Consider the following 24,959-nt stretch of genomic DNA (forward strand, 5'->3'; position numbering starts at 1 on the left):
ACATGTCTTATACCGCCGAAGCCATTGAAGTCCTGTCGGGCCTGGACCCCGTCCGCAAGCGTCCGGGCATGTACACCGACACCTCTCGACCCAACCACCTCGCTCAGGAAGTCATCGACAACAGCGTCGACGAGGCCTTGGCGGGCCATGCCAGCTCGGTGCAGGTGATCCTGCATCAGGACAACTCGCTGCAGGTAATCGACGATGGTCGCGGCATGCCGGTGGATATTCATCCGGAAGAGGGCGTGTCGGGTGTTGAACTGATCCTTACCAAACTGCATGCCGGCGGCAAGTTTTCAAACAAGAATTATCAGTTTTCCGGCGGCCTGCACGGGGTGGGCATCTCGGTGGTCAACGCGCTGTCGACGCGGGTCGAGGTGACGGTCAAGCGTGACGGCAACGAATACCGCATGGCCTTCACCGATGGCTTTAAAGCCAGCGAACTGGACATCATCGGAACGGTTGGCAAGCGCAACACCGGCACCAGCGTGCATTTCTGGGCAGACCCCAAATATTTTGATTCGCCAAAGTTTTCCATCAGCCGGCTCAAGCATGTGCTCAAGGCCAAGGCAGTGCTCTGCCCAGGGCTGAACGTCAGCTTCGAAGACAAGAGCACCGGCGAGAAAGTCGAGTGGCATTACGAGGATGGTCTGCGTTCGTATCTGGTCGATGCGGTCAGCGAATTCGCCCGTCTGCCTGACGAACCCTTCTGCGGCAGTCTGGCCGGCAGCAAGGAGGCCGTCGACTGGGCGCTGTTGTGGCTGCCTGAAGGCGGTGACAGTGTTCAGGAAAGCTACGTCAATCTGATCCCGACTGCGCAGGGCGGTACCCACGTCAACGGCCTGCGTCAGGGCCTGCTGGATGCCATCCGCGAGTTCTGTGAATTCCGCAATCTGCTGCCACGCGGCGTCAAGCTGGCGCCCGAGGACGTCTGGGAACGGATTGCTTTCGTGCTCTCGACGAAGATGCAGGAGCCGCAGTTTTCCGGTCAGACGAAAGAGCGTCTGTCCTCCCGCGAGGCTGCGGCGTTCGTCTCCGGCGTGGTCAAGGATGCGTTCAGCCTCTGGCTCAACGCGCATCCTGAACTGGGGATGCAACTCGCCGAACTGGCCATCAGCAATGCCGGTCGGCGACTCAAGGCAAGCAAGAAGGTCGAGCGCAAGCGCATCACCCAAGGCCCGGCGCTACCCGGTAAGCTCGCGGATTGCGCCGGGCAGGATCCGGCGCGCTCCGAACTGTTCCTGGTCGAGGGCGATTCCGCCGGCGGCTCTGCCAAGCAAGCGCGGGACAAAGAATTCCAGGCGATCATGCCCTTGCGCGGCAAGATCCTGAACACCTGGGAAGTCGACGGTGGGGAGGTGCTGGCCAGCCAGGAAGTGCACGACATCGCGGTGGCCATCGGTGTCGATCCCGGTGCGGCGGACCTGGCTCAGCTGCGCTACGGCAAGATCTGCATTCTCGCCGACGCTGACTCGGATGGCCTGCACATCGCCACGCTGCTTTGCGCGTTGTTCGTTCGCCACTTCCGCCCGCTGGTGGATGCCGGCCATGTCTATGTGGCGATGCCGCCGCTGTACCGCATCGATCTGGGCAAGGAAATCTTCTATGCGCTGGACGAGCCGGAGCGCGACGGCATTCTTGACCGTCTGATGGCCGAGAAACGCCGCGGCAAGCCGCAGGTCACTCGATTCAAGGGGCTCGGGGAGATGAATCCGCCACAGTTGCGTGAAACCACCATGGATCCGAACACCCGTCGGCTGGTGCAGTTGACGCTTGATGATTTCGATGGCACTCGCGAGATCATGGACATGCTGCTGGCCAAGAAGCGCTCAGGCGATCGCAAGAGCTGGCTGGAATCCAAAGGCAATCTCGCCGAGGTGCTGATTTGAACGGTCGTTGGATTGCGCTCTTGTTTGCGCTGGCGGCGCCGACTTGGGCGGCCGAGGGCGCGGTGGAGCTTGCGCTGGTCAGCGAGCATCCCATCGAAGGGCTCGAACAAGGCAACCTGTCCGGGTTGGCCTGGTGCGGTGACGGGCTTTGGGCTGTCTCGGATCGGGACGACAATCGGTTGTATCGACTCGACGCGAGCGAGAGCGTCTGGCAGGCCGAGAGTGAGGGTTTCGAGCTGCCACCCGTGCCGAACACCGGTCTGGCCTGGGGCATGCGTGTGCGCACGGCCATCAGCGGGATGGTTCGCGGCGGCAATATGGACTTCGAAGGGCTCAGCTGCGACAAACTAGGCAATCGCTATCTGGCCAGCGAGGCACATGCCGCTGTGCTCCGCGTCAGCCCTGCCGGAACCGCCGAATGGCTCAATCTTCCCGGTGGGCTGGTTCGCCAGGCGCGCGCAAGCGGCATGCTGCTGGGTTTCAACGCCATGCTCGAGGGCATAGCGGTCGATCCCGAGGCCGGACGGCTATGGCTCGCGGCCGAGCGTGATCGGCGCGGTTTGATGGTCATGCATCGCAACCAGACCAGCTGGCAATGTATCGGTGGCTGCGTACTGCTTGCCGAGGGCGGCCGCGAGTTGCCGCCCCCCGCATTGGGTAAACAGCCGCAGCCACGGCGCTTCTCCGGACTGGCGTATCACCAGGACAAGCTGTTCACGTTGGAGCCCACGGCGCACCAGGTTTGCCGGCGCAATCCGTCCAACGGTGACTCTGAACGGTGCTGGTCCTACGCCGCCACGGCACTGGCCGACCCGCGTCGCTATGATTCGCCGTTCGGTAATGCCGAGGCGCTCTGGGTCGATGCCGAGGGCGCCTGGGTCGGCATCGACAACAACGGACTCACGCGTGCCGATGGCGAAAAACGTCCCGTCGCCTGGCGCTTTGCCGCGCCAAAGGGCGGCTGGGGTGCCAAGCAGTGACCCAGCCTGCCGGCCGCCGTGCCGGCCGCGTCATGCTGGTGCTGGCGTGGGGCGCGGGGTTGCTGCTGGCCACTCGTTTTTTTGGCGATTGGGAGCAGAGCCGTTTCAATCCCAATCGTGAACCCGTTTCAGTGGTGCAGGGCGATCAGATCGAGGTGCGGCTGGAAAGCAACATTCAGGGCCACTTCGTCGCTGACGGGCTGATCAACGGCGAACCGGTCACCTTTCTACTGGATACCGGTGCTACGGACGTGGCGATACCTGCCGAGCAGGCGGAGCGCCTCGGTCTACCCCGTGGCGCCCCCGTGGCGCTGCAGACCGCCAACGGTCAGACCACCGGTTATCGTACGACGCTCGACAGCCTCACCCTGGGGGAGATCGTGCTGCACGATGTGCGTGCTCTCATCGCGCCAGGCTTTGGCGGCGAACAGGTGCTGCTCGGCATGAGCGCCCTGAAACAACTCGAATTCACTCAGCGCGCGGGCACTCTGGTGCTGCGCCAACACGCCACGGATCGACCATGAGCGAAACTATCGACCTAAGCCTGGACGGCGTGGAGCGTCGCTCCCTCGCCGATTTTACCGAGCAGGCTTACCTCAACTACTCGATGTACGTGATCATGGATCGCGCATTGCCGCATATCGGCGATGGCCTCAAGCCCGTGCAACGGCGGATCATCTACGCCATGAGCGAGCTGGGGCTGAACGCCGATTCCAAGCACAAAAAATCGGCGCGTACCGTCGGTGATGTGCTCGGCAAGTTCCACCCGCACGGCGACTCCGCCTGCTACGAAGCCATGGTGCTGATGGCCCAGCCGTTCAGCTATCGCTACACCCTAGTCGACGGTCAAGGCAACTGGGGCGCACCGGACGATCCGAAATCTTTCGCCGCGATGCGCTACACCGAAGCACGCCTGTCGCGCTATTCGGAAGTGCTGCTGACGGAGCTTGGGCAAGGCACCGTGGATTGGGTGCCGAACTTCGATGGCACCCTCAACGAGCCGGCGACACTACCGGCCCGCCTGCCCAACCTGCTGCTCAATGGCACTACGGGCATCGCCGTGGGCATGGCCACCGACGTGCCACCGCATAACCTGCGTGAAGTCGCCGCCGCCTGTGTGCGCCTGCTCGACGAACCGGGCACATCGGTGGAACAGCTCTGCGAGCATGTGCAGGGTCCGGACTATCCGACCGAAGCGGAGATCATCACGCCGCGCGCCGACCTGCTAAAAATCTACGAGACGGGCCGCGGCTCGGTACGCATGCGCGCCGTTTACCGCGTCGAGGACGGCGATGTCGTGGTCACTTCGTTGCCGCATCAGGTGTCCGGCTCCAAAGTGCTGGAGCAGATCGCCGCGCAGATGCAGGCCAAGAAGCTGCCGATGGTGGCCGATCTGCGCGACGAATCGGATCATGAGAACCCCTGTCGGATCGTCATCATCCCGCGCTCCAATCGGGTCGATGCCGACGAGCTGATGCAACACCTGTTCGCCACTACCGAGCTGGAATCCAGCTACCGGGTCAATACCAACGTTATTGGCCTCGATGGCCGGCCGCAGGTGAAGAACCTCAGGGTACTACTGAGCGAATGGCTCACCTACCGCATCGGTACCGTGCGCCGCCGTCTGCAGTTCCGTCTGGACAAGGTCGAGAAGCGCCTGCATCTGTTGGAAGGCTTATTGGTGGCCTTCCTGAACCTCGACGAGGTGATCCACATCATCCGCACCGAGGACCAGCCCAAGCCGGTGCTGATGGCGCGTTTCGAACTGTCCGAATTGCAGGCTGACTACATTCTCGACACGCGCCTGCGTCAGCTGGCACGGCTTGAGGAGATGAAGATTCGCGGCGAGCAGGACGAGCTGGCCAAGGAACGCGAGAAACTGTTGGCGCTGCTCGGCAGCGAGGCCAGGCTGAAGAAGCTGGTGCGCAAGGAGCTGATCGCCGACGCCGAAACCTATGGCGACGACCGCCGTTCGCCCATCGTCGCGCGGGCCGAGGCCAGGGCGTTGTCGGAGAACGAGTTGCTGCCTTCCGAGCCGGTAACCGTGGTGATTTCCGAAAAGGGCTGGGCGCGTTGCGCCAAGGGCCACGATATCGACGCGACCGGGCTTTCGTACAAAGCCGGTGATGGCTTCAGAGCCGCCGCCGCGGGTCGTTCCAACCAATACGCCGTATTCATCGATTCGAGCGGCCGCAGCTATTCGCTGGCGGCGCATTCGCTGCCTTCGGCCCGCGGGCAGGGTGAGCCGCTGACTGGGAGGCTGACGCCGCCGCCTGGTGCCAGTTTCGAATGCGTGCTGCTGCCGGATGACGAGGCGCTGTATGTGATTGCGTCCGATGCCGGTTACGGCTTCGTCGTCAAGGGAGAGGACTTGCAGGCCAAGAACAAGGCCGGCAAGACGCTGCTGTCGTTGCCGGCTGGCGCGCGCGTGGTCGCGCCGCGGCCGTTGAGGAATCGCGATCAGGATTGGCTAGCCGCGGTCACAACGGAGGGCCGCTTGCTGGTGTTTCCGATCCGCGACCTGCCGCAACTGGGCAAGGGCAAGGGCAACAAGATCATCGGCATCCCTGGCGATCGCGTAGCCAGCCGCGAAGAGTATCTGACGGACCTCGCCGTGCTGCCCGAGGGAGCGACGTTGGTCTTGCAGGCCGGTAAGCGCACGCTGTCGCTCAGGGCCGATGACCTGGAACATTACAAGGGCGAGCGTGGCCGGCGCGGAAACAAGCTGCCGCGCGGCTTCCAACGTGTGGATGCGCTGTTGGTCGAAGTTGTGAACTGAGCCAGGAGGTCACTATAGGCTGGCTTCCGACGGCGGTTTCACGGAAGATAGCGACCTTCATTTTTCAACCGATTCGCCGAAGCGGCTGCGTCATCAGCCGTATCGGGAGCCGATGACAATCGGCACGGGGCCGCTGGTGATCGACAACAGCAAGGCGGACAGACGCCTGCTGACTCAACGTCGCCAGGGTCCGGTGCAAGGGTAGAGACGAACGTGCAGCGCCTCACAACTGTTTTACTGCTAGCCTGCGCCAGCCTCGCTGGTTGCGTTACCCAGCCAGTGCCGATGTACCAGCTCGACAACGGTGCTGTCGAGATGCCTGCGCAAGCGGACGATGGCGCGGCGATACTGCTTGGGCCGGTTATCTTGGCTGACTATTTACGGCATGACGCCTTGCTGCAACGTCTGCCGGATGGCGGTCTGGCTCCTGACGTGCAGCAGGCGCGCTGGGCCGGTGATCTGCAGGGCAACGTAAACCAGCTGCTGTTGCGTCAACTGGCCTGGCGGCTGAAAACTCAGAGTCTTGAGCTCAGCCCAGGCAGCAAGGGTTTCAATCCTGACGTGCAGGTTGAGCTCGAAATCACCCGGCTGGATTCTGGCCCGCAGCACCCCGCGGTGCTTGAGGCCCAATGGCGCTTGCTGGACAAGCAAGGAAAGCGTCAGAGCAGTCGCCTGGTTCGGTTGCAAGAACCGCATCAGGGCAGTACCGGCGATCAGGTGCGGGCGCAAAGCGAGCTGTTGCAGCGGTTGAGTGAGATGATAGCCACTGCTATCGAACCGATGGCAGTCGCGGCCAGGACGCCGTCCAAGCGCAACAGCGTAAAGGCGCCAAGCAAATCCGAGCCGGTACCCCCAGCTATTCCCGCCGCCGAGCCGATCAGAACCGATCTGGAAGTGTTCCGCTTCTGACAGGCTATCCCTGGCAGTAGATTGGGGCGGTCAGCTGCTGCGCTTCAGGCTCGGGCTGATCGCAATCGTCACCAGATGCGACCATGCAGGTTCCAGCCACACCACGATTGGCGCGCGCTGGGATGCTGCACCAAACGTCCAAACCTGTCATCGAAGTGGGCTGGTTCTGGCTTCAGCTGCGGCTACGAAGCTCATGCATGCGTGCGAGCTGGCGCTCGAGCAGGGAAGGATAGGGTTCGAGCAGACGCTCTACGCAGCAGGCGCCTTCCGGGCTGGCAATGGGGCGGATGCGCGCCCTTTGCCGAATCAGGCTGTCTTCGCCAATACCACGCTCGACAAGCAGCAGGTTGCGGCTGTGCTGGGACATGGCCAGGGCGGCTTGTGCCGGCTCACTCAGCAGGAGATCGCCCTGGCTGAGGTCATAGAGCCGTTCGCCCTGGGTCAGACCTAACTGCAGCTGCAGGGTAATGCCACTATCGGCCACTTCAATCTGCAGGGCGTGTCCGAGTGCGCGCATCAGCTCACCGCAGCAAATGGCATGGGTCAGGTAGTTCTGCTCATCGTCCTGGCTGTGGAACAGCATCAGGCTGCTGCCATCATTGAGTGTGTGCAGTTCTGCCTGATACAGGGTTGCGGCCTGCTGCAGGCAATCGCGGTAGCGTTGCAGTAGCTCTGTGAGCCGCGCGCGCGGCAGGCGGCGGAGTTGCTCCTGAGCGCCGAGCTGAATCGCCAGCACCCCACTTTTGCCGGCCATGACTGGCGGTGTGGGAGCGACGATTACCGGGGCCGCCACTGGTTGCGTCTCGGCTTCTTCGAACGAGGGATCGTCATCGAACGGGTCGAAGTCATCTGAGCTAATTGCCGCATCGGTGTTCTGGGCCGCCGCATGCGCGTCTTGACCTTCATCGTCGAGGCGATCAACAGGTTCACCAACCTTGGAGTGCTGGTAGCCAGCGACCGGTGCTGGTGCAGGTACTTCGAAATGTGCTGAATAGAGGTCCTGCATACTATCGTCCAGCTCGATCTCCGGCTCGGGCTCTTCAGGTACCAGGCGTGCCTGGAGCTGCCGGGCCAGATCACCGATCTCGTCCTGTCGGCCTGCACCGGGTGCCGGATCGCCCGGGTCGCGCAGCCATAGGCGCAGCTGCATTAGGGGAAGCGAGAGTTGCCGGCCCAGGCGCATGCTGAGGGTAAGGGCGAGCGCAAGCAGGATCAGGCTGAGCAGGCCCATACTCTGCAGGCTGATGGTCATCGGTTGCTGGAACTGGCGCATGTCGAGACTGATGCGCAGGTGGCCGGCGATCACCTCCTGGAAACTGATAGGCGTGGAGTAGAGGCCCTCCTCGTCGCCCAGCATATTTCGCGGCGGGCGTGAACCTGACTCAGCCAGCACGCGATTGTCGACGCTGTAAATCGCTGCGTGCGCCACCAGCGGGTTTTTCACCAGATTGCTCAGCAGCACATTGAGGCTGAGGATGTCATTGGCCACCAGCAGATCGGTCGCCGAGGCGGCGGTCTGTGTCATCAGGCTTTGGCCCAGGGCATCGGCCTGCTGCTCCATAGCGTGTTTGAACTGCATGCCCATTACCCAGGCATAGATAATCAGTGCCAGAGCGACCAGCAACAGCGTGTGGCTGGCCACCCGCAGCACCAGCGGAACGCGTCGCTGGCGCAGTGCACGGTAGATCAGCAGGAAGAAATTGTCGGGCTTGACGGATGCGGGCCGGTTCACAGAGCGCGGCTCTACTCTTAGGGAAGTGCCGCGCAGTATACGGAAAGCGCACTGGGGGCTGAAGGTCTGCCGGCCAAAGCTGACGAATTGCAGATAACGGTGTGGCATCCGCCGTGTCGGTCGTAATCATGAGGGACGGCTATGGCGCTCAGCGGCAGGTCGGCTGTTGTAGAATGCCCGCCTTCTTTGCCATAGGAGCTGCGCCTTGCGCGAAATCGTCCTGATTAACATCACCGGGGAAGATCGCCCCGGATTGACCGCGGCCATTACCGGCGTGCTCGCTCAAGGCGGCGTGAATATTCTTGATATCGGTCAAGCCGTCATTCATGACACCTTGTCGTTCGGCATCCTGGTGGAGATTCCCGATACCGAACGCGCCTCCTCGGTACTCAAAGATGTGCTGTTCATGGGTTACAAGCATGACCAGCAGGTGCGCTTCACGCCGGTCGCCGCGGAGGACTATCAGCAGTGGGTCGCAGGGCAAGGCAAGCCTCGGCATATCGTCACGCTGCTGACTCGCAAGGTTACCGCCGAGCAATTGCAACGGGTCAGCTCGATCACCGCCAAGTACGGCCTCAACATCGATCACATTGATCGTCTTTCGGGGCGCCAGCCGCTGGATATGCCCGAGGAAATGGGCAAGGGCTGCATTGAGTTCTCGGTACGGGGTGAACCGGCCGATACTGCAGCGCTGCGCGCCGAGTTTCTCAGCGTGGCACAGGAGCTCAATGTCGATATCGCCTTCCAGCGCGACTCGGTGTTCCGGCGCAATCGCCGGCTGGCGGTGTTCGATATGGATTCCACGCTGATCGAAGCGGAAGTCATCGATGAGCTGGCCAGGGTGGCTGGGGTTGGCGATCAGGTTTCGGACATCACCGAGCGCGCCATGCGCGGCGAGCTGGATTTTCGCGCCAGCTTCAAGGAGCGTCTGGCCTTGCTCGAGGGGCTGGAGGAGCGTGCGCTGGCCGAAGTCGGTGCCAATCTACGGCTGACCGAGGGGGCTGAGCTGCTGTTCGCCGAACTGAAGCGGTTGGGCTACAAGACGGCGATCCTGTCGGGCGGCTTCACGTACTTCGCGCACCAGTTGCAGGCCAGGCTTGGCATCGATTACGTCTATGCCAATGAGCTGGAAATCGTCGATGGCAAGCTTACCGGCGTCGCCCAGGAGCCCATCGTCGACGCCCAGCGCAAAGCCGATCTGCTTCGCGAACTGGCCGAGCGGGAAGGCTTGCGCCTGGAGCAGACGATTGCCGTCGGTGACGGCGCCAACGATCTGCCGATGCTAGGGTTGGCCGGTTTGGGTGTGGCCTTTCGGGCCAAGCCGCTGGTCAAGCAATCCGCCAAGCAGGCGATCTCGACGCTGGGGCTGGATGGCATCCTGTATTTGCTCGGCTTCAGGGATAGGGAAGGGGTTGAGTAGGGCAGAAGCAGCAATGAGCTAGAAGCCGGAAGCTAAAGCTAAAAGCAGTTGCAAGGCGCATGGCACCTGTTTTCGGCGGATTGCTGCCGCCCTCCGGCAGCAGGGGTCTGATTGCCTGCTGCAGGCTGTACTGATCCAGCTTCCAGCTATTCGTCGTCCGAGGAGAAGTTGTAGTCCATCGACTGGCTGGGGCCCTGCAGATATTGACCCTGAATGTAGCCGACACCCGCCTGCCACAGTGTGGCGAGAACGGTGGCGCTGTCGACGAAGGGCACGATGGTCTGTTTGGATTGTTCGTGAAGATCTGCCAGCAGTTGCTTGAGCGCTTCTTGGTTTTCCTGGCGGCTGAGGTCCTGAGTATAGGAGCCGTCGATCTTTACGAACTCGACCTTGAGGTGCTTGAGCGTGTTGAACGGATTGAGCACGCAGCCGAATTGGCTGAGGGCGATGCGGCAGCCCAGCCCGATTAGCCCCTGGGTAAGGGCCTTTGCCTGCTTCAGGTAGGCAACGGCGTCCTGCTCGTCGAGCTGGAAGACCAGCGAGTCGGGCGGCAGGCGCGACGCCTTGAGCGCAGCCCCCAGCCAGTTAAGCAGTGACGGGTCCTGCAGGCTGCCGCTGGAGAGGTGGATGAACAGCCGCGTGCTGTGGCCCTTGCTGCGGTGTTCAGCGACCAGCTTGATGGAATTGAGCAGGACCCAGCGATCGATCTTGGTGGCTAGCCCTGCTTCTTTCGCCGTGCCGAGAAATTCTCCGGGCGGCACTTCAACGCCTTGTGGGTCAAGCAGGCGTAGCAGGACCTCGTAATGCTCGTGGCTGTCGCCGCGCAGGCTGATGATCGGCTGGAACAGCAGACGGAAGCTGTTCCTTTCCAGTGCCTGCTGCAACATCGCCAGAATGTTGCCTCGGCTGGCTGCCGCCGCCAGCTCGTCGGCTGGGTCGAACACGCGAAGCGCATTGCCGTCGGAAAGTTCCTCGGCACAGCGGTGGGCGCGGTCGATCACATCCCGGGCTTTCGCGGTCTGTTCGTCAAGCGCGGCGACGCCGATGCTCAGGCTGGTCTGAACGGTACGGCCACTGATATCGAACAGATGTCCCTCGACCTTGCGCAGCAACTCGGTCAATGGTTGTTGAAGTTGCTGGGGCGTGGCCTCCGCCATCAGCACCGCAAAAGCGTCGTCGCCGAAGCGTGCCAGCTCGGCCTTCTGCGGAAACTGCTCGCGTAGCAGCCCGGCCAGTTCGGCCAGCAATCGGTCGGAATCGCCCAGGCCGATCTCGGCCTGCAAGCTGGCAAAGCGATCAATCCGGATATAAGCGAGGCTTGAGCCTTGGCCAGCGTTCACCGCGCGCTCGACCGCGCTGTCCAGCGATTCGAGGAAATGGTTGCGGTTGTAAAGTCCCGTCACCACGTCCTGGCTGCTGATCTCACGCAGCTTTTCCAGCTCGGCATTGCCGCTTTCTGCGCGAATGACGACCTGAATACAGGGTTCACCATCATAGCTGGCCGGCGAAAAATGCATGCGAGCTTTGAAACTGCCGCCATCGGCACGGACACCGCCGCACACCAGTTCGGCGGTGCCCTGCAGGCTCTGATAGTTCTTCAGAAAGCCTTTGAACTCTCCCTGATCGCAGGAGGCGATCAGGTCGATCATCGGCATGCCCTCCAGCTCCTCTACATCCTCATAGCCGAATAGCTCGAGATAGGCGCGGTTGGCGTAGATATGCATGCCGTCATGGACATACGCGATGGCATCCACTGAGCTGTCCAGCAAGAGCTGGCAGCGCTTCTCGGCCTCACGCAGCGCCAGCTCCGCAGCGCGGCGCGCGCGGCGGTCCTCAAGGTTCGCCAGTTCTCGGTTGGCGATCAGGATCAGCCATTCATCCTCGCCCTGGGGTAACGCGCCGTGTGCACCCAGCGCGAGGGCTTCGGTGATGGAATCAGCGTCGTTGCCGTCGATCAGCTGGATGACCGGAATGTCCTTGGCTTGCTTGCGGATGGCGCCGATGGTTTCGCTGGGGTCGAGATTGACGCTGGTCGGTGCATTGATCAGCAGATCCCAGGTTTGCTGGAGTACATCGGCAAGGTCCTCGCTGGAGGTGAGTCGATGCACCCGCGTCGCCTGGCCTGCATTGCGAAACAGGCTGACGAGTCGCTCAGCTTCATTCTGCGAATCCTCAAGGATCAACAGGCGGATGGTTTTCTTTTGCGGGGCCATGGCAGCAGCTTTGGAGCGCGCCGTAGAGGAGGGCGCGAAGGCTAAAAAACGGTGAGCCGCAATCTACAGCGTGTTCCAGAGCGAGTCAAAATCTTCGCCCTGAGGTACTGCCTGGAGGCCCCGCGCTGTGACCGGCATCTCCTGGGGAACAGCTACCAGGCCCACCAATTGATATTCGAACTGGTTGTAGCTGCTGGTGCCGGTCTGGCGACGGCAGAGCAGCGCGCGCTGCTCATCGCCGTTCTGGTTGATTTGCACTTTCTGGCCCTCTTGAAACGGCAGGCGCGGCACGATCAGCGTCGCCGGGCGTGAGATGACGCTTATTTCCGGCAGGAGCAACGCGCGTAGATATTCGCTGCCCTGCTCTGTCTTGCGTAGCAGACGAAGGCCGCAGGGTTGAGCTGACGGAGCGATGAGTTCCACACCCATTTGCGGCCCGCTGCCGCGAACCTGGCGAATCCAGCGCACTACCGCAACGCTCCAGGTCTGGCTGGTGGCGTCCTGCAGTCCGAGCAGCTCGCCTGCTTGGAGTTGTGCCGGCACTTCGCCTGGCCAGGACAGGCAGAAGCCGCCAGGACTCTGGTCGACCCGCTGCACCTTAAATGTCGGAAACAGGCCGTCGGCCGGTGGCGTCTCGAGCTCGTCGTCGTCCTCGTCCGTCGTGGTTGCCATGACGGGGCGGACGAATTCGATGTGGTCGTTCGGCAGGACCCCGTTTTCATTGACCGCCTGGGCGTCGAACGCAACGGCCCAGATGTCGGGTGCGGCATTGTTAAGCTTGAACACCGCAGACCGCATTGCGTCGGGCCGCTTCAACAGCTCCCCGAACGGGCGTTGATCCGCCAGGTAGTAATGCAGCGCGCTCATGCCGATGCATAGCGTCATCTGCCCTTGCGCGGCGGTGCGCTGAAAGCTGCGCTCGGAGATATCGCCCCAGGCCGCGCTCAGATGCTGCAAGAGGTCGAGGCTCAAGCCTTCGGGGACTATGAACGCCGTCTCCTCAGGGGTCTCCGATGGCGACTGTAGATGCCTCTGAATGGCCTTGACCAGGCCGTGCGGGTCAATGCCGAGCAGGTTGGCCCGCCCGTCGGAGGCAAACATCGATCGATAGCGCGGCGGGCCATCGATACGGGGCGATACGCCGAACAGGCTGGACGGATTTTGCGCGGTCTGCAGGCGAACCAGTGCGCTCCAGGGTTCCAGCACCTGCGCCAATTGCGCCACGTTCTGCTGGCGCATCTGGTTGCAGCGCGCGCTGCCGATCATGAGGGCGACAATGTAGCTCTGTTCGGCGCTCAACCCCTTGACCCGGTAGGCCAGGTCATCACGTACGAGGGTGCGATGCACACCATGAGCGGCGGCGATGGCGTACAGCTGATGAAGTTCGAGCCACAGACCGTCGGGCGTAGGGCTGTACAGCTGCGTCGAGCGAACGAGCATTGCGCAGAGGCTGCGGATCGCCCGTTGCAAGGAGATGGTGAGCAGTTGCAAACGCTCGCGCCCGGTTTGAGGAGCAAGTTCGACCGAGATCAGTTTGTAGCCAATGGCGAGGTGGTTGTGCAGCGCCTGGCATAGGCTGGCGACTTTGCGTGGGCGCTCGCCGAGTACGATCGGCTGGTTGATGACGTAGCGTTCCAGCTCGCGGCAGACGAAATGGATTTCCGGCCGCAGCAATTCGAGCAATTGCAGACGGTTCTGGGCCGTCGTTCGGAGCTGGTTGAGTTCCAGCATCGCCTTGTAAAGCTGCCGTGCAGTTTCACCGAGATTGGCCTTGGGCAGGCCGGAAAGCCAGCGCCTGACGCCGCGCGCGCTGGGCTCGCAGAAGGATAACTCCTGGCAATCCGGCGTTGGGACGCGCAACGGCGATGGTTGGCTCTGGTTTTCCAAGCAATGACCTCCGTGGCGTATGCCCGTCATGCATCGCCGGCGATTAGGCGATGCGTGAGCGGCACTCGTCACTGCATGATGTCAAAATGCAATCGTTGCGTGACATCATAGCGAACACGGAGAGGTTGGCTAGCGGCAGCCGACCATTGGTTCGGTTCTATGCCTGCGTCGAATCGGAACCCGACGTGTTAAGCGGCGAAGCGGGCTTGGCCTGGCCCAGACTCTCACCCATGCATACTGGCGTCAGCGCCGATAGTTGCTCGGCCCAGCTGACCTGATCCGGCCCGAACAGCACGATCACCGTGGAGCCCAGTTTGAATCGGCCCATCTCGGCGCCTTTCTCAAGCCGGATTGGGGCTCGGGCCGGTTCGTCGTAGCGGAAGGCTTTGGGCGTGCGCTTGGGAGGGGTCACCAAGCCGGCCCAGACCGTCTCGATGCTGGCAACGATCATCGCGCCGACCAGAACCATGGCCATCGGTCCGCGCTCGGTATCGAACAGACAGACCACGCGTTCGTTGCGAGCGAACAATTCCGGGACGCCTTCGGCGGTGACGGTATTTACAGAGAAGATGCGACCCGGTACGTAGATCATTTCGCGCAGAGTGCCTGCCAGCGGCATGTGTACACGGTGATAATCCTTGGGCGACAGGTAAACGGTGGCGAATTCGCCGCCCATGAAGGGCGCCGCACGCTCATGGTCGCCGCCGAGCAGCTCCATCACGCTGTAGCTATGGCCCTTGGCCTGGAAAATCCGCCCCTGCTCGATCTGGCCCAGCTGGCTGATTGCACCGTCACAGGGGTTAAGGACCGCGCCGGGTGCCGGATCCAGCGGACGGGCGCCGTCTTTCAACGCGCGGGTGAAAAACGCATTGAAATGCTCGTAGGCAGTCGGGTCTTCGACCTGGGCTTCACGCATATCAACCTGAAAGTGCCGCACGAACCATTTGATGAAGGTGTTCTTCACCCAGGGCAGGCGGCACTCGGCGAGGCAACCGGCGATGCGCGAAATCAGATGGTGCGGGAGCAGGTACTGGCTGAATACGAACAAGCGATCTTTCATGGATGACCTTTTCATTGCTGGATCGGGGTGTCGGGCAGGTTGCCCCATTCGCCCCAGGAACCTGGGTATGCCTTGATTCGCGGATAGCCCAGGGCCTTGGCCAGCAGGTAGGTGAAGCCGGAGCGGTGATGCGTCTGGCAGTGAGTGATTATTTCCTTGTCGGCGGTGATACCGAGTGCCTCCAGCCGTTCGGCGATGTCCTCGCGGATGCGCAGCGAGCGCGCCGGATCCATAGCCGCCGTCCATTCGAAATTGATCGCGCCGGGAATATGACCGGTACGTGCTGCGAGTGCTTTTTCGCCGCGGTATTCCTCGGGCGAGCGGGCGTCCCAGATCACCAGATCGGAAGCGCCGAGCCGGCTTTCGATGTATTCACGGGTCGCGCTGGGAGTTTCGTCGAGTTGCAGTGCGATCGGCCCGCCCGTGGCGGCGGGGCTGTCTTGTGACAACGACCGCTGCTCGGCCAGCCAGGCATGCAGCCCGCCGTTCAGGTAGTGGTAGTGGCGGTGACCGATAATATCCAACAGCCAGATGAATCGCCCGGCCCAGCCGCCCCCTTCATCGTCGTAAACAACGTAGACCGCGTCGGCACGATGCCCCAGCGCGCCGAACAGGCTTTCCAGCAGGGACTTGCCAGGCAGCTGCCCCGGCGCTGGCGGCTGGCCAAGCTGGGTCTGCTTGGGATCGACGAATCGCGCCCCGGGCAGGTGGCCTTCGGCATAGCGGGCCGCGCTCGTCAGGTCGACCAGGATCAGTTCGGGGGCATCCAGTCGCTCGGCCAGATCGGCCGGCTCGATTACCAGGGGCAGGGTTGAAAAGGCGGACACGGCAAGCCTCGGACGGTCGGAAAGGACCAAGTCTAGCGAAAAAATTCAGCGGCCGCGTTTGCTGTATGTCGCCAGGGCTCGCTCGATGCACTGGACGGTCTTGGTAAACGCTTGCAGGCCCACTTCGCTGAACGCGGTGTTGCTCTGGTCGGCCACCAGCAGCATGACCACCCGGCCTTCATGACCCACGGAGCGCAACAGCACATGTTCGCTGGGGAACAGCGCCTTCAGGGTTCCCGGCAACAACGCCGAAAACTGCGCCACGTTGTCGGGCTTGAGCCGCAGCAGCACGGGCTTTTCCAGCAGTCTGCGCAACACCTGGCTCTGGTTCGCATCGAGGGTCAGCCTGGCGTCTTCGTGCGGCAATCCGTTCGCCTGCTGGCTGACCAGGCGCTGTTGCTTGCGGTCGACAAGCATCAACAGCACCCGCTGCATACCGGCACAGGTCAGCGCTTGGCATGCGGTCGCGGTGAGCTGAACGATATTGTCGTATGGACAGGGTTCGCTGAGCAGTTCACGACAATGCGTGCGCCATTGCGCCAGCGCTTCGGTATCGGGCAGCTTCGCCGGCCGTTCGGCCTGAAAAACACTTGCCCATGGCCACAGAAGGCCTTGCGCCGGATGCCAGAGATCGGTCGGCCCAGTCTCCTGTGCGCTGGCTACGGCTTGCTGATGCACCATTTGCTGCAGCTCGGCCAGCGGTACCTGCAGATAGAGCCCGGCGAGACGCTGCCAGCGCAGGCTGTGAATGCCGCTCCAGCTGTGGTGTGCCGAGAGCGCCAGGCCATTGGCGAGGACGATGGTGTTGCTTGGCAGGGTGAGCCAGCGACGCAGCTCCGGATCGGCATCGAGCATTTGTTGCTGGTGCAGCGGGTGTTCATTGTCCCGGGCGATATGCAGTGCCTTGATCAACATGCGTCGATTCTCGCTGAGCAGCCTGTAGCCCTGGGCGATCCAGCCAGGCAGTCCCCAGTGCTCGGCGGTCGCCACGCAAAGCTCCAGCAGCGACACGCCGAGCAAGGATTGCTCCACCTGGTGGGCCGGTTGGCGCTTGACCAGGACTCGCTGCTCCCAGGCCTCTAGCAGTTCCGGATGAGCCGCGATCAGCGCCCAGATGGGCGCGAGAAACAGCAGACTGCTCCAGTGAATTTCCTGCCAGAGCCGCGCGAGGCGGGCGGCGAACAGCCCGTTGGCTTGCTGGCTGGCATGAGCGCTGATAAGCAACATCTGCCGCAGAGGCATCGGAATGTCGCGGGGTTGGCTTGCTGGAATCCGTGCGAACAGCGCCTCGGCGCGTTTCAGGCCAATGCGGCTGAGCGCCACTTCGAGACTCTCGGCGGGCTTGCTGGTGGATACGGCGTTACGATTCGCTTCGCGAATCACGTTCAGCGCCAGGACCGGGCTTTCCTGGATCAGCTCTGCGATCTGGCGCATGGACATGCTGCTATCGCCCAGCGCCCGCTGGACGCGCGCATACGGGTCGGCAAACGCAGGCAACACAACGGCGTCCAACGTCTTGAGCCAGGCGGGAAGGGAGCGGGGGAGAGGAGTCGTGGTCATGGCGCCATCGAACTAGCATTTCATCGGGATGGCCTTTAGTCTGGCGCAAAACTACCGATAACCCGAACAATTCTTTCATACGCCCCGCCTGTAACCCAGTCGGCGCGCGACACCGCGCGGCTTCTTCCAGGTGCCCTGTGATCAGGTTCTAGACGTACCCTCCTATGGCAAAAATCATCGGCATCATCGTAGTCATCGCCAGCGTACTCGGCGGTTTCGTGCTGTCCGGCGGCAAACTCGGCGCGCTTATTCATCCATTCGAACTGATGATCATCGGTGGCGCAGCACTGGGCGGCTTCCTCCAGGCGAACCCGGGCAGCACCATCAAGGTTGTGTTCCGAAAGTCGCTACAGATGTTCAGCTCGCGGTATACCCACAAGTACTACCTTGAAGTGCTGGGGCTGCTCTATGAAATCCTCAACAAAAGTCGTCGCGAGGGCATGATGGCGATCGAGGCGGATCTGGAGGAGCCCAGCACTAGTCCGATCTTCAGCAAATATCCGGCGATTCTGAAAGACGAGCGGATGACTGCGTTCATCTGCGATTACCTGCGGATCATGTCGTCGGGCAACATGGCCCCGCATGAACTGGAGGGGCTCTTCGACATGGAGCTGAACAGCATGAAAGAGGAACTGGAGCATCCCTCCCATGCCGTAGCACGCGTTGCCGATGGCCTGCCTGCGATGGGTATCGTCGCGGCGGTGCTGGGTATCGTCGTTACCATGTCGGTGCTGGCCGAGGCGAACAATGCGGAAATCGGCGAAAAGGTCGGCACGGCCCTGGTCGGTACCTTCCTCGGCATCCTTGCCTCCTATGGCTTCTTCGGTCCGCTGGCGGCCGCGCTCGAACATGACGCCAAGGAAGAGCTGAACCTCTATGAGGGCATCAAGGCGACCCTGGTCGCGTCCGCCTCCGGCATGCCGCCGACCCTGGCGGTGGAGTTTGGCCGCAAGGTGCTGCTGTCCGCGCACCGGCCGAGCTTCTCCGAGCTGGAACAAGCCATGCGCGGTAGCTGACCGTGGACAACAACCAACCGATCATCATCAAGCGGGTCAAGAAAACGGCCGCCGGTCATCACGGTGGCGCGTGGAAGATTGCCTTCGCCGACTTTGCGACCGCCATGATGGCCTTCTTCCTGGTGATGTGGCTGATGTCCTCGGCCACGCCGGAACAGAAGCGCGCCATTTCCGGCTACTTCCAGGACCCTATTGGTTTCACTGAAAGTGCGAGCCCGCATGTGATCGATCTCGGTGGCACGCCAACGCCAGCACCCGACCGTACCCTCAATGATGCAGTGGACCCGGCCGTCCAGCAGAGCGAATCGAAGATTGATGCCGAGCAGGCGGAAACCTTTGCCGAGCAACTGGAGCGCGAGCGGCTGGAGCTGTTGCTCCAGGAGTTGCAGAACAAGGTCGATGAGAATCCGGATCTGACCCGCTTCAAGGACCAGATTCTGTTCGAGATCACCCAGGATGGCTTGCGCATCCAGATCATGGATGCGGCCAATCGGCCGATGTTCGCCTTGGGCAGCTCGCAGCTGCAGCCCTATTTCGAAGACATCCTGCTGGCAATGGCCGATACCATTCGCGCGGTGCCGAACAAGATCAGTGTCAGCGGCCACACCGATGCCAAGCCTTACTCGGGGCGAGGCGATTTCGGCAACTGGGAGCTGTCCTCGGGGCGTGCCAATGCGGCTCGGCGTACCCTCGTCGCCGGTGGCTACGCCGAGGAGCAGATTGCCCGCGTGGTGGGCTATGCCTCGTCGGCACTGTTCGACCGTGAAGATCCATTGAATCCGGTCAATCGGCGCATCGACATTCTAGTGCTGACCAAGAAGGCGCAGCGCAACATCGAGGGCGAACAATCGGACGCGGTAGGTGCGTCATTGGCTCCAGAGCAAGCGACCCCGAGCGATGCGCCCGTGCCGGCTTCAACGGAAGAGGTCACCGAGCCGCTGCAACCGCCGCAATTGCGTGAGCGATTGAACATCTTCGAGGATGGCGTGCTGGAGTTCGACCAGCCCGGCGGCAAGTGACTCAGAGGCTTTGCCTCCGGTTGCGCGGAGCCTGCCTGCTAACTACTTAGTAGTCGGCTTCCGGCAGGCTGCTGATGATATGCCGGTAGCTGGCCATGCGCTGCGGCTGGATCTCCCCCTGCTCCAGCGCCTTCAGCAGGGCGCAGCCCGGCTCGCGGTCGTGCTTGCAGTCGCGGAAGCGGCAATGCCCCAACAGTTCCTGGAACTCGATGAAGCCGGCTTCCACATCGGCGCGACTGACGTGCCCCAGGCCGAACTCGCGAATGCCCGGAGAATCGATTAGCTCGCCGCCGCCGGGAAAGTGGAACAGTCGTGCGGTGGTAGTGGTATGTGTGCCCTTGCCGGTCATTTCCGACAAAGCCCCGACACGGGTATCGACGCCGGGTAACAGGCTGTTCACCAGAGACGACTTGCCTACCCCTGACTGGCCGACAAACACGCTGACGTGCCCGTCGAGCCGTGCCTTCAGCGCGTCCATGCCTGCGCCGCCATGGGCGGAAACCTCCATCAGCGGATAGCCCAGCGTCCGGTACACCCCCAGCAATGCATTGAGGGCGCCTTCGTTCTGTGCATCGATCAGATCCGCCTTGTTCAACAGCAGCAGCGGCGTAATACCAGCGTGCTCGGCGGCGATTAGGTAGCGGTCGATGAGGTTGGCGTGGGGTTCCGGCAAGGGAGCGAAGACGATGACGATCAGGTCGACGTTGGCGGCCACCGGTTTGAGCTGGCCGCGAGTGTCGGGGCGGCACAGTTCGGTTTGCCGCGGCAGCTGCGCGACGATCACGCCGATGCCCTGATTGCCTGGGCGCCAGACCACCCGATCGCCGGTGACCAAGGCTGGCAGGTTGGCGCGCAGGTGGCAGCGGAAAACCTGCCCGCGGTGCTCACCCTCCTGGGCCTCTACTTCAACCTGCACCCCGAAGTGGGCGATTACCAGGCCGGTCTGCTCCGGACCGAGATCGCCGCCCTCGAGCTCTTCGATGGTGCGTGATTCTCGCCGTGCTGCGCGCGAGGCGCGCTCTTCCTGGATCTTCTCGATGCGCCAGTTTTGTCGGCGGTTGAGGTGGCGTTTGGCCATTTGCGTGCGGTGCCCAGGCTGGAAAAGTAGCCGAGTCTAGCATGCCGCCAAGCGCAGCTACGGCCCTGTATGGGCTGCTGCCCGACGGTTAGACTTCGCTTCCGTTCTTGCTGCAGCGAGCGCCCATGCCAGCTTTATCTGTTGCGCGATATCCCGCTTTGCTGGCGTTGTTCAGCCAGTTGTCGTCACTGCTTGTCAGCTGGCTGTTGCTGCTGGTTCTGGCGCGGTTGCTGGGTTGGCATGTCAGTCTGCTGAACGCGGCCTGGCTGCAGGGATCGCTCGCCGCGCTGATCGGACAACTATCCGGACTGTCGCGCTGGTGGCTACCGATCAATCTCGGCTTCGTGCCAGGGCTGGTGCTGCTGCAGGGGCATTCTTTGCCGCCCTGGCTGTTGCTGGTTGGCTTCATTGTGCTGTTGTTGTTGAACTGGAACGCGCTGATCGAACGGGTGCCGCTGTATCTGACCGGTACCGCGACTGAGCAGCGACTGATTTTACGGTTGGCGCAACTGCCGGATAGCTTTCGCTTTATCGACCTGGGAAGCGGCCTCGGCGGCACCCTGCTGCGGCTGGCGCGGGCCTTTCCGAACGGGCATTTCGTTGGCATTGAGACCGCGCCGCTGACCTTCGTGCTGTGCTGGTTGCGCTGCCTGTTCCAGCGCAACTGTCGGGTGCGCTTTCGTAGCTTCTGGCGCGAGCCGTTAGGTAAGTACGATGTGATCTACTGCTTCCTTTCTCCTGCACCCATGCCGGCCTTGTGGGTGAAGGCGTGTGAAGAGATGCGGCCGGGCGCGCTGCTGATCAGCAACAGCTTCGAAGTGCCGGGCGTTGAGGCGCAAGAAGTCCTACCTGTCGATGATTGGCGTCACTCGCGCCTACTGATCTGGCGACCCGGGGCCGATGCGTAACTGACGGCCGCCCTGCGAGCGGCTAAACTGCGCGCCATAGCCAAGGAGCTCACCATGCAGAACCCGCAGAACCTGATCTGGATCGACCTGGAAATGACCGGGCTGGATCCGGACAACGACGTCATCATCGAGATGGCGACTATTGTCACCGACAGCCAGCTCAACGTTCTGGCCGAGGGGCCGGTCATTGCGGTCCATCAGAGCGCCGAAATTCTCGCCGGCATGGATGAGTGGAATACCCGCCAGCATGGCGGCTCGGGACTGACTCAGCGGGTGCGTGACAGCCGGATCTCCACCGAGGAGGCCGAAGCTCAGACGCTGGCGTTTCTCGAGCAGTGGGTACCCAAGGGCAAGTCACCGATCTGCGGCAATAGCATCTGCCAGGATCGGCGCTTCCTGTACCGTCGCATGCCGCGCCTGGAGGCGCATTTTCACTACCGCAACCTGGATGTCTCGACCCTCAAGGAGCTGGCCGCGCGTTGGGCGCCGGAGGTGCTGGCCAGCTTCAAGAAGGGCGGCACGCATCTGGCGCTGGATGACATTCGCGAATCGATCGCCGAACTGCGCCACTATCGCGAGCACTTCATCAAGTTTTGAACGACAGCCACACGCTTGCAGCTGCTTACCGCCCCAACTTCCGCAGCTCGTCGGATTCGACCACCCGCGTACCGTCGCCTTCCTCCAGCGCCAGGCGCCAGAGCGCGCGAGCGAGGGTGCAGGCAGGGATGCCGCGGTATTTGCCGGGCAGCAGATAGGACAGTGGCGCGGTCAGCCGCTCGACTGGCCGCACCTCCATGCGCGGACCGAGCAGCTGCGATGGGCGTGCAATAGTCAGTTGCGGCCAGTCCTGGGCGCGCAGAGCCTCTTCCATCTCACCCTTGACCCGACAGTAGAAGATCGAGCTGTCCGGGTTGGCGCCCAAGGCGCTGATTACCAGTAGATGCCGCACGTCCAGTTCGCGTGCGCGTCTGGCGAACTCGACGACCAGATCATGATCGACCGCACGGAAGGCTTCCTGGCTGCCTGCTTCCTTGATGGTGCTGCCCAGGCAGCAAAAGGCGGTGTCGATGTCACCCGACAACTGCGGCAGCAGCGCCTGCAGCGGTCCGACTGGGTTTTCAAGCCGCGGGTGCTCGGCCAAGGGCTTGCGGCTGGGCGTCAGGACGCACTCCACTGTGGGTTCGTTGAGCAGGCGGTCGAGTAGATGCTCGCCGGTTAGCCCGGTGGCGCCGGCAAGCAAAATGCGCTGTGGCGTCAAATACATGGTTTGGCTTCCTGTAACGATCAGTCGGTCGGCGTGGGCTCTTGTTCGTTCAGCGCACGCCAGTGTTCGACAACCTGCTCCGGCGCCCAGATCTGCGGCTCCGAAGCCTGATAGTGGTCGGCTTGCTCTCGTTCGGCAACTCTCTCCTGCGCCAGCGTGAAGGCCTCCACAATATCCCTGGTTTGCTGCAAGGCCTCGGCGAACAGCGCGCGGCCGAAGTAGGTGAAGTCGCTTTCCTCGGAGCAGCCGAAGGACACCCGGTCGGCGCGAGCAGCTGTAATTACCAAGGTATTTGGGCTTTTCAGCGGTTCGATGAAACCGCCGGAATAGCAGGCGGAGATCACCACCACCTTGTCGCGTCCGGCGAGCGGCTGCAGCAACGCCGCCAGATCAGCTGCGGGCAGGTCCTCCAGCGCCAGCCGCGGTTGTGCCAGTACCAGCTTATGATCGGCCGAGCCGTGACTGGTTAGATAGATGAAGATCAGGTCTTCTGCACCGCTGCGCTCGGATAGTGTGTGTATGGCGCGGGAGAGATTTTCGCGGGTCGCCAGCGGCCGATCGGCGAGGTGGTCGCGGTGGTTGATCAGGGTAATCTGACCATGGGCGGCGAAGCGCTCCGCTAATAGCTTGTCGACATAACCCACCTCGCGCAGGAATACGCTCTGCTGCCCGTCTCCGGCGAGGGTCAGGCTGTAGAGCTCCGCCGCCGGGGTCGATGCCGGCACTGCCTCGAGCGCCTCGGTGAGCAGCTTCCCCTGGCGCAGCAGGCCGATCTCCAGCGGATCCGGCAGACGCTTGCCGGTGGCGTCATGGCTCAGGCGACCGGCACGCCAAATACCGGTCTGTGTCGTGCTGTCAGCGAGAGTGAGCGTGCCCGCTCCGTCGAACCGGCCCGCTCGGAAACGGCCCTTGTAACGGCTGCCGCCCGGCTGCAGCAGGTCACCCTCGCCGTGATACTGCCAGCGCCTGAACCCTCCGCTATAGCGGGTGCCATCGACGCCCTCATACTCGCCCTCGCCGCTCAGTTCGCCGTGTCTGAACGTGCCCTTCCAGACTTCGCCAGTGGCGTCTTCATAGCGGCCCGGACCATGGAACAGGTCGTCGTGGAACTGACCCAGGTAGTGTGCGCCGTCACTGCCCCGATAAACGCCTTCGCCGTTCAGGCGGCCTTTGACGAAGGTGCCGCTAAACTCGCCGCTGGCATCGCTGCGGGTGCCTTCGCCGTCGGGCTGGCCATCGACGAAGCTGCCCTGATAGGTGGTGCCGTCGGCGTGCTGCAACGTGCCGGTGCCATGGTAGAGATCGTGCTGGAATTCGCCTTCGTAGCTCAGGCCCTGCTCGGTATAGCGGCCCTTGCCGTTGAGGCTGCCACGCAGGAAGCGCCCCTCGTAGACGCCGCCCGTGGCATAGGTGAAACGGCCTTGGCCGTCGAACAGCCCCTGTTTGACTTCGCCTTCGTAGTGATCGCCGTTGGCACCCTGCCAGATGCCCTGGCCGTGCCACTGCCCATCTTTGAACGAGCCGCGATAATGGCTGCCATTCGGGTAGTCGATACGCCCTTCGCCCTGTAGCAATCCATCGACGACCTCGCCGCGGTAGCGTCCGCCGTCCGGCAGCACGGCGTCGGCGGGAAGCAGCGGCTTGCCCTCACCGCAGGCGGTCAGGAGGCAAATGAACAAGAACGGGGCGAGGTGGCGCATGCGGCGATCCAGAAATGCGATGACCGCAGTATGCCGCAAACCCGACGGGGTGCGACAACGCCGCACCCCGTCGGCTCAGATGACGCAGAGCGCCAGGGTTTCGGCGACATAGGCGGGCTTCTCCACGCCCTCGATTTCCATCACGGCACGTGATTTGAGCAGCCATTGCCCCGGGTTTTTCTCGTAAGCGTCGAGCAGTGTCGCGGCCACGCGAACCCGCGAGCCGACCCTGACGGGCTGGATGAAACGCAGGCTGTCGAGCCCGTAGTTGACGCCCATCTTGGTGCCTTCGGGCCTGACCATCAGATGCTCCATCAACATCGGCAGCAGCGACAACGATAGGAAGCCATGGGCGATGGTCCCGCCGAAGGGCGTCTGCGCTGCCTTTTCCGGATCGATGTGAATGAACTGATGGTCGCCGGTGCAATCGGCGAATTGGTCGACTCGCTGTTGATCGACGGTGAACCATTCGGAGCGACCAAGCTCCTTGCCAATATAGTCCTTGAGTTCTGCAACGGGTACTTGCGGCATATATCCCTCCGGGCATTTGTTGTTTTGTTCGGATACAACTGCGGACGGTTAGATCAGCACGCGACAGGCGGCGAAACAACCAAGCATGGTCGCCGCGAATGGTGGGGCATAGGCTGGGCCGGCGTTTGTCGCGGGTTTCAGCGAGGGCTGAGGCCTATAATCGTGCTTCTTTTGCTTCGGAGGCTTC

The 24,959-nt window shown here is 62.4% G+C and carries 20 protein-coding genes; 10 read left to right on the forward strand and 10 right to left on the reverse strand.

Annotated elements, in window-relative coordinates; translation table 11 throughout:
* The first annotated feature begins 2 nt into the window (after positions 1-2).
* The 5 genes from parE to H3028_RS15030 all read left to right on the forward strand — a co-directional run bounded on the left by parE (position 3) and on the right by H3028_RS15030 (position 6,557).
* Entirely contained in the window at positions 3-1,889 is a 1,887-nt protein-coding gene (gene parE, locus H3028_RS15010) for a DNA topoisomerase IV subunit B (RefSeq protein ID WP_181297965.1), read from the forward strand.
* Positions 1,886-2,869 carry an esterase-like activity of phytase family protein gene (locus H3028_RS15015; RefSeq protein ID WP_181297967.1) on the forward strand — a complete coding sequence of 328 codons (984 nt, stop codon included), beginning with the start codon at positions 1,886-1,888 and terminating at the stop codon, positions 2,867-2,869. Before parE ends, H3028_RS15015 begins: the two co-directional genes overlap by 4 nt.
* Positions 2,866-3,393, forward strand: a complete 528-nt coding sequence (locus H3028_RS15020) for a TIGR02281 family clan AA aspartic protease (protein WP_181297969.1) — start codon at positions 2,866-2,868, stop codon at positions 3,391-3,393. The genes H3028_RS15015 and H3028_RS15020 overlap by 4 nt, the downstream gene beginning before the upstream one ends.
* Positions 3,390-5,648: a DNA topoisomerase IV subunit A gene (gene parC / locus H3028_RS15025; protein ID WP_181297970.1), complete on the forward strand. Its 2,259-nt coding sequence runs from the start codon at positions 3,390-3,392 to the stop codon at positions 5,646-5,648. Before H3028_RS15020 ends, parC begins: the two co-directional genes overlap by 4 nt.
* A gap of 213 nt (positions 5,649-5,861) precedes the next feature.
* The gene (locus tag H3028_RS15030; protein WP_181297972.1) at positions 5,862-6,557 is read left to right on the forward strand and encodes a membrane integrity-associated transporter subunit PqiC; all 696 of its coding nucleotides are present in this window, start codon (positions 5,862-5,864) and stop codon (positions 6,555-6,557) included.
* Positions 6,558-6,729: 172 nt separating this feature from the next.
* Here H3028_RS15030 and H3028_RS15035 read toward each other — a convergent pair whose 3' ends face one another.
* The gene (locus H3028_RS15035) at positions 6,730-8,289 is read right to left on the reverse strand and encodes an AhpA/YtjB family protein (RefSeq protein ID WP_181297974.1); all 1,560 of its coding nucleotides are present in this window, start codon (positions 8,287-8,289) and stop codon (positions 6,730-6,732) included.
* Positions 8,290-8,494: 205 nt separating this feature from the next.
* Here H3028_RS15035 and serB point away from each other — a divergent pair, with 205 nt between their 5' ends.
* Positions 8,495-9,709 carry a phosphoserine phosphatase SerB gene (gene serB / locus H3028_RS15040; protein ID WP_181297976.1) on the forward strand — a complete coding sequence of 405 codons (1,215 nt, stop codon included), beginning with the start codon at positions 8,495-8,497 and terminating at the stop codon, positions 9,707-9,709.
* 146 nt (positions 9,710-9,855) lie between these two features.
* Here the strand turns inward: serB and H3028_RS15045 are convergent, their stop codons facing one another.
* From H3028_RS15045 to H3028_RS15065, 5 genes are all read right to left on the reverse strand, one after another.
* Complete coding sequence (locus H3028_RS15045; RefSeq protein WP_181297978.1) at positions 9,856-11,922, reverse strand: EAL domain-containing protein; 2,067 nt, start codon at positions 11,920-11,922, stop codon at positions 9,856-9,858.
* 63 nt (positions 11,923-11,985) lie between these two features.
* The gene (locus H3028_RS15050; protein WP_181297980.1) at positions 11,986-13,809 is read right to left on the reverse strand and encodes a molecular chaperone; all 1,824 of its coding nucleotides are present in this window, start codon (positions 13,807-13,809) and stop codon (positions 11,986-11,988) included.
* Between the two features lie 157 nt (positions 13,810-13,966).
* Positions 13,967-14,869, reverse strand: coding sequence for an archaetidylserine decarboxylase (gene asd, locus H3028_RS15055; protein WP_181297982.1), 903 nt, complete (start codon positions 14,867-14,869; stop codon positions 13,967-13,969).
* Between the two features lie 11 nt (positions 14,870-14,880).
* Positions 14,881-15,696, reverse strand: a complete 816-nt coding sequence (locus H3028_RS15060) for a rhodanese-like domain-containing protein (RefSeq protein ID WP_181297984.1) — start codon at positions 15,694-15,696, stop codon at positions 14,881-14,883.
* Between the two features lie 45 nt (positions 15,697-15,741).
* On the reverse strand, positions 15,742-17,256 hold the full coding sequence (locus H3028_RS15065) for an HDOD domain-containing protein (RefSeq protein WP_181297986.1): 1,515 nt from the start codon (positions 17,254-17,256) through the stop codon (positions 15,742-15,744).
* 164 nt (positions 17,257-17,420) lie between these two features.
* Here H3028_RS15065 and motA point away from each other — a divergent pair, with 164 nt between their 5' ends.
* A complete protein-coding gene (gene motA / locus H3028_RS15070) occupies positions 17,421-18,272 on the forward strand; it encodes a flagellar motor stator protein MotA (protein WP_181297988.1) in 852 nt (283 codons plus the stop codon).
* A gap of 2 nt (positions 18,273-18,274) precedes the next feature.
* On the forward strand, positions 18,275-19,291 hold the full coding sequence (gene motB / locus H3028_RS15075; protein WP_181297989.1) for a flagellar motor protein MotB: 1,017 nt from the start codon (positions 18,275-18,277) through the stop codon (positions 19,289-19,291).
* A 46-nt stretch (positions 19,292-19,337) separates the two neighbouring features.
* Here the strand turns inward: motB and rsgA are convergent, their stop codons facing one another.
* Entirely contained in the window at positions 19,338-20,369 is a 1,032-nt protein-coding gene (gene rsgA / locus H3028_RS15080) for a small ribosomal subunit biogenesis GTPase RsgA (RefSeq protein WP_181297991.1), read from the reverse strand.
* A 125-nt stretch (positions 20,370-20,494) separates the two neighbouring features.
* On the opposite strand from rsgA, the gene H3028_RS15085 reads away from it, so the two are divergent.
* Together H3028_RS15085 and orn are read left to right on the forward strand one after the other, a co-directional pair.
* A complete protein-coding gene (locus tag H3028_RS15085) occupies positions 20,495-21,277 on the forward strand; it encodes a class I SAM-dependent methyltransferase (protein ID WP_181297993.1) in 783 nt (260 codons plus the stop codon).
* Positions 21,278-21,331: 54 nt separating this feature from the next.
* A complete protein-coding gene (gene orn, locus H3028_RS15090; protein ID WP_181297995.1) occupies positions 21,332-21,874 on the forward strand; it encodes an oligoribonuclease in 543 nt (180 codons plus the stop codon).
* A 25-nt stretch (positions 21,875-21,899) separates the two neighbouring features.
* Here orn and H3028_RS15095 read toward each other — a convergent pair whose 3' ends face one another.
* The 3 genes from H3028_RS15095 to H3028_RS15105 all read right to left on the reverse strand — a co-directional run bounded on the left by H3028_RS15095 (position 21,900) and on the right by H3028_RS15105 (position 24,772).
* Positions 21,900-22,541 carry an oxidoreductase gene (locus H3028_RS15095; RefSeq protein ID WP_181297997.1) on the reverse strand — a complete coding sequence of 214 codons (642 nt, stop codon included), beginning with the start codon at positions 22,539-22,541 and terminating at the stop codon, positions 21,900-21,902.
* A 20-nt stretch (positions 22,542-22,561) separates the two neighbouring features.
* Complete coding sequence (locus H3028_RS15100; RefSeq protein ID WP_181297999.1) at positions 22,562-24,241, reverse strand: C13 family peptidase; 1,680 nt, start codon at positions 24,239-24,241, stop codon at positions 22,562-22,564.
* A 75-nt stretch (positions 24,242-24,316) separates the two neighbouring features.
* Complete coding sequence (locus H3028_RS15105; protein ID WP_181298001.1) at positions 24,317-24,772, reverse strand: MaoC family dehydratase; 456 nt, start codon at positions 24,770-24,772, stop codon at positions 24,317-24,319.
* Between the last annotated feature and the right edge of the window lie 187 nt (positions 24,773-24,959).

Origin of the sequence: Pseudomonas sp. Q2-TVG4-2 (assembly GCF_013620795.1) — a bacterium.
Lineage (GTDB): Bacteria > Pseudomonadota > Gammaproteobacteria > Pseudomonadales > Pseudomonadaceae > Stutzerimonas.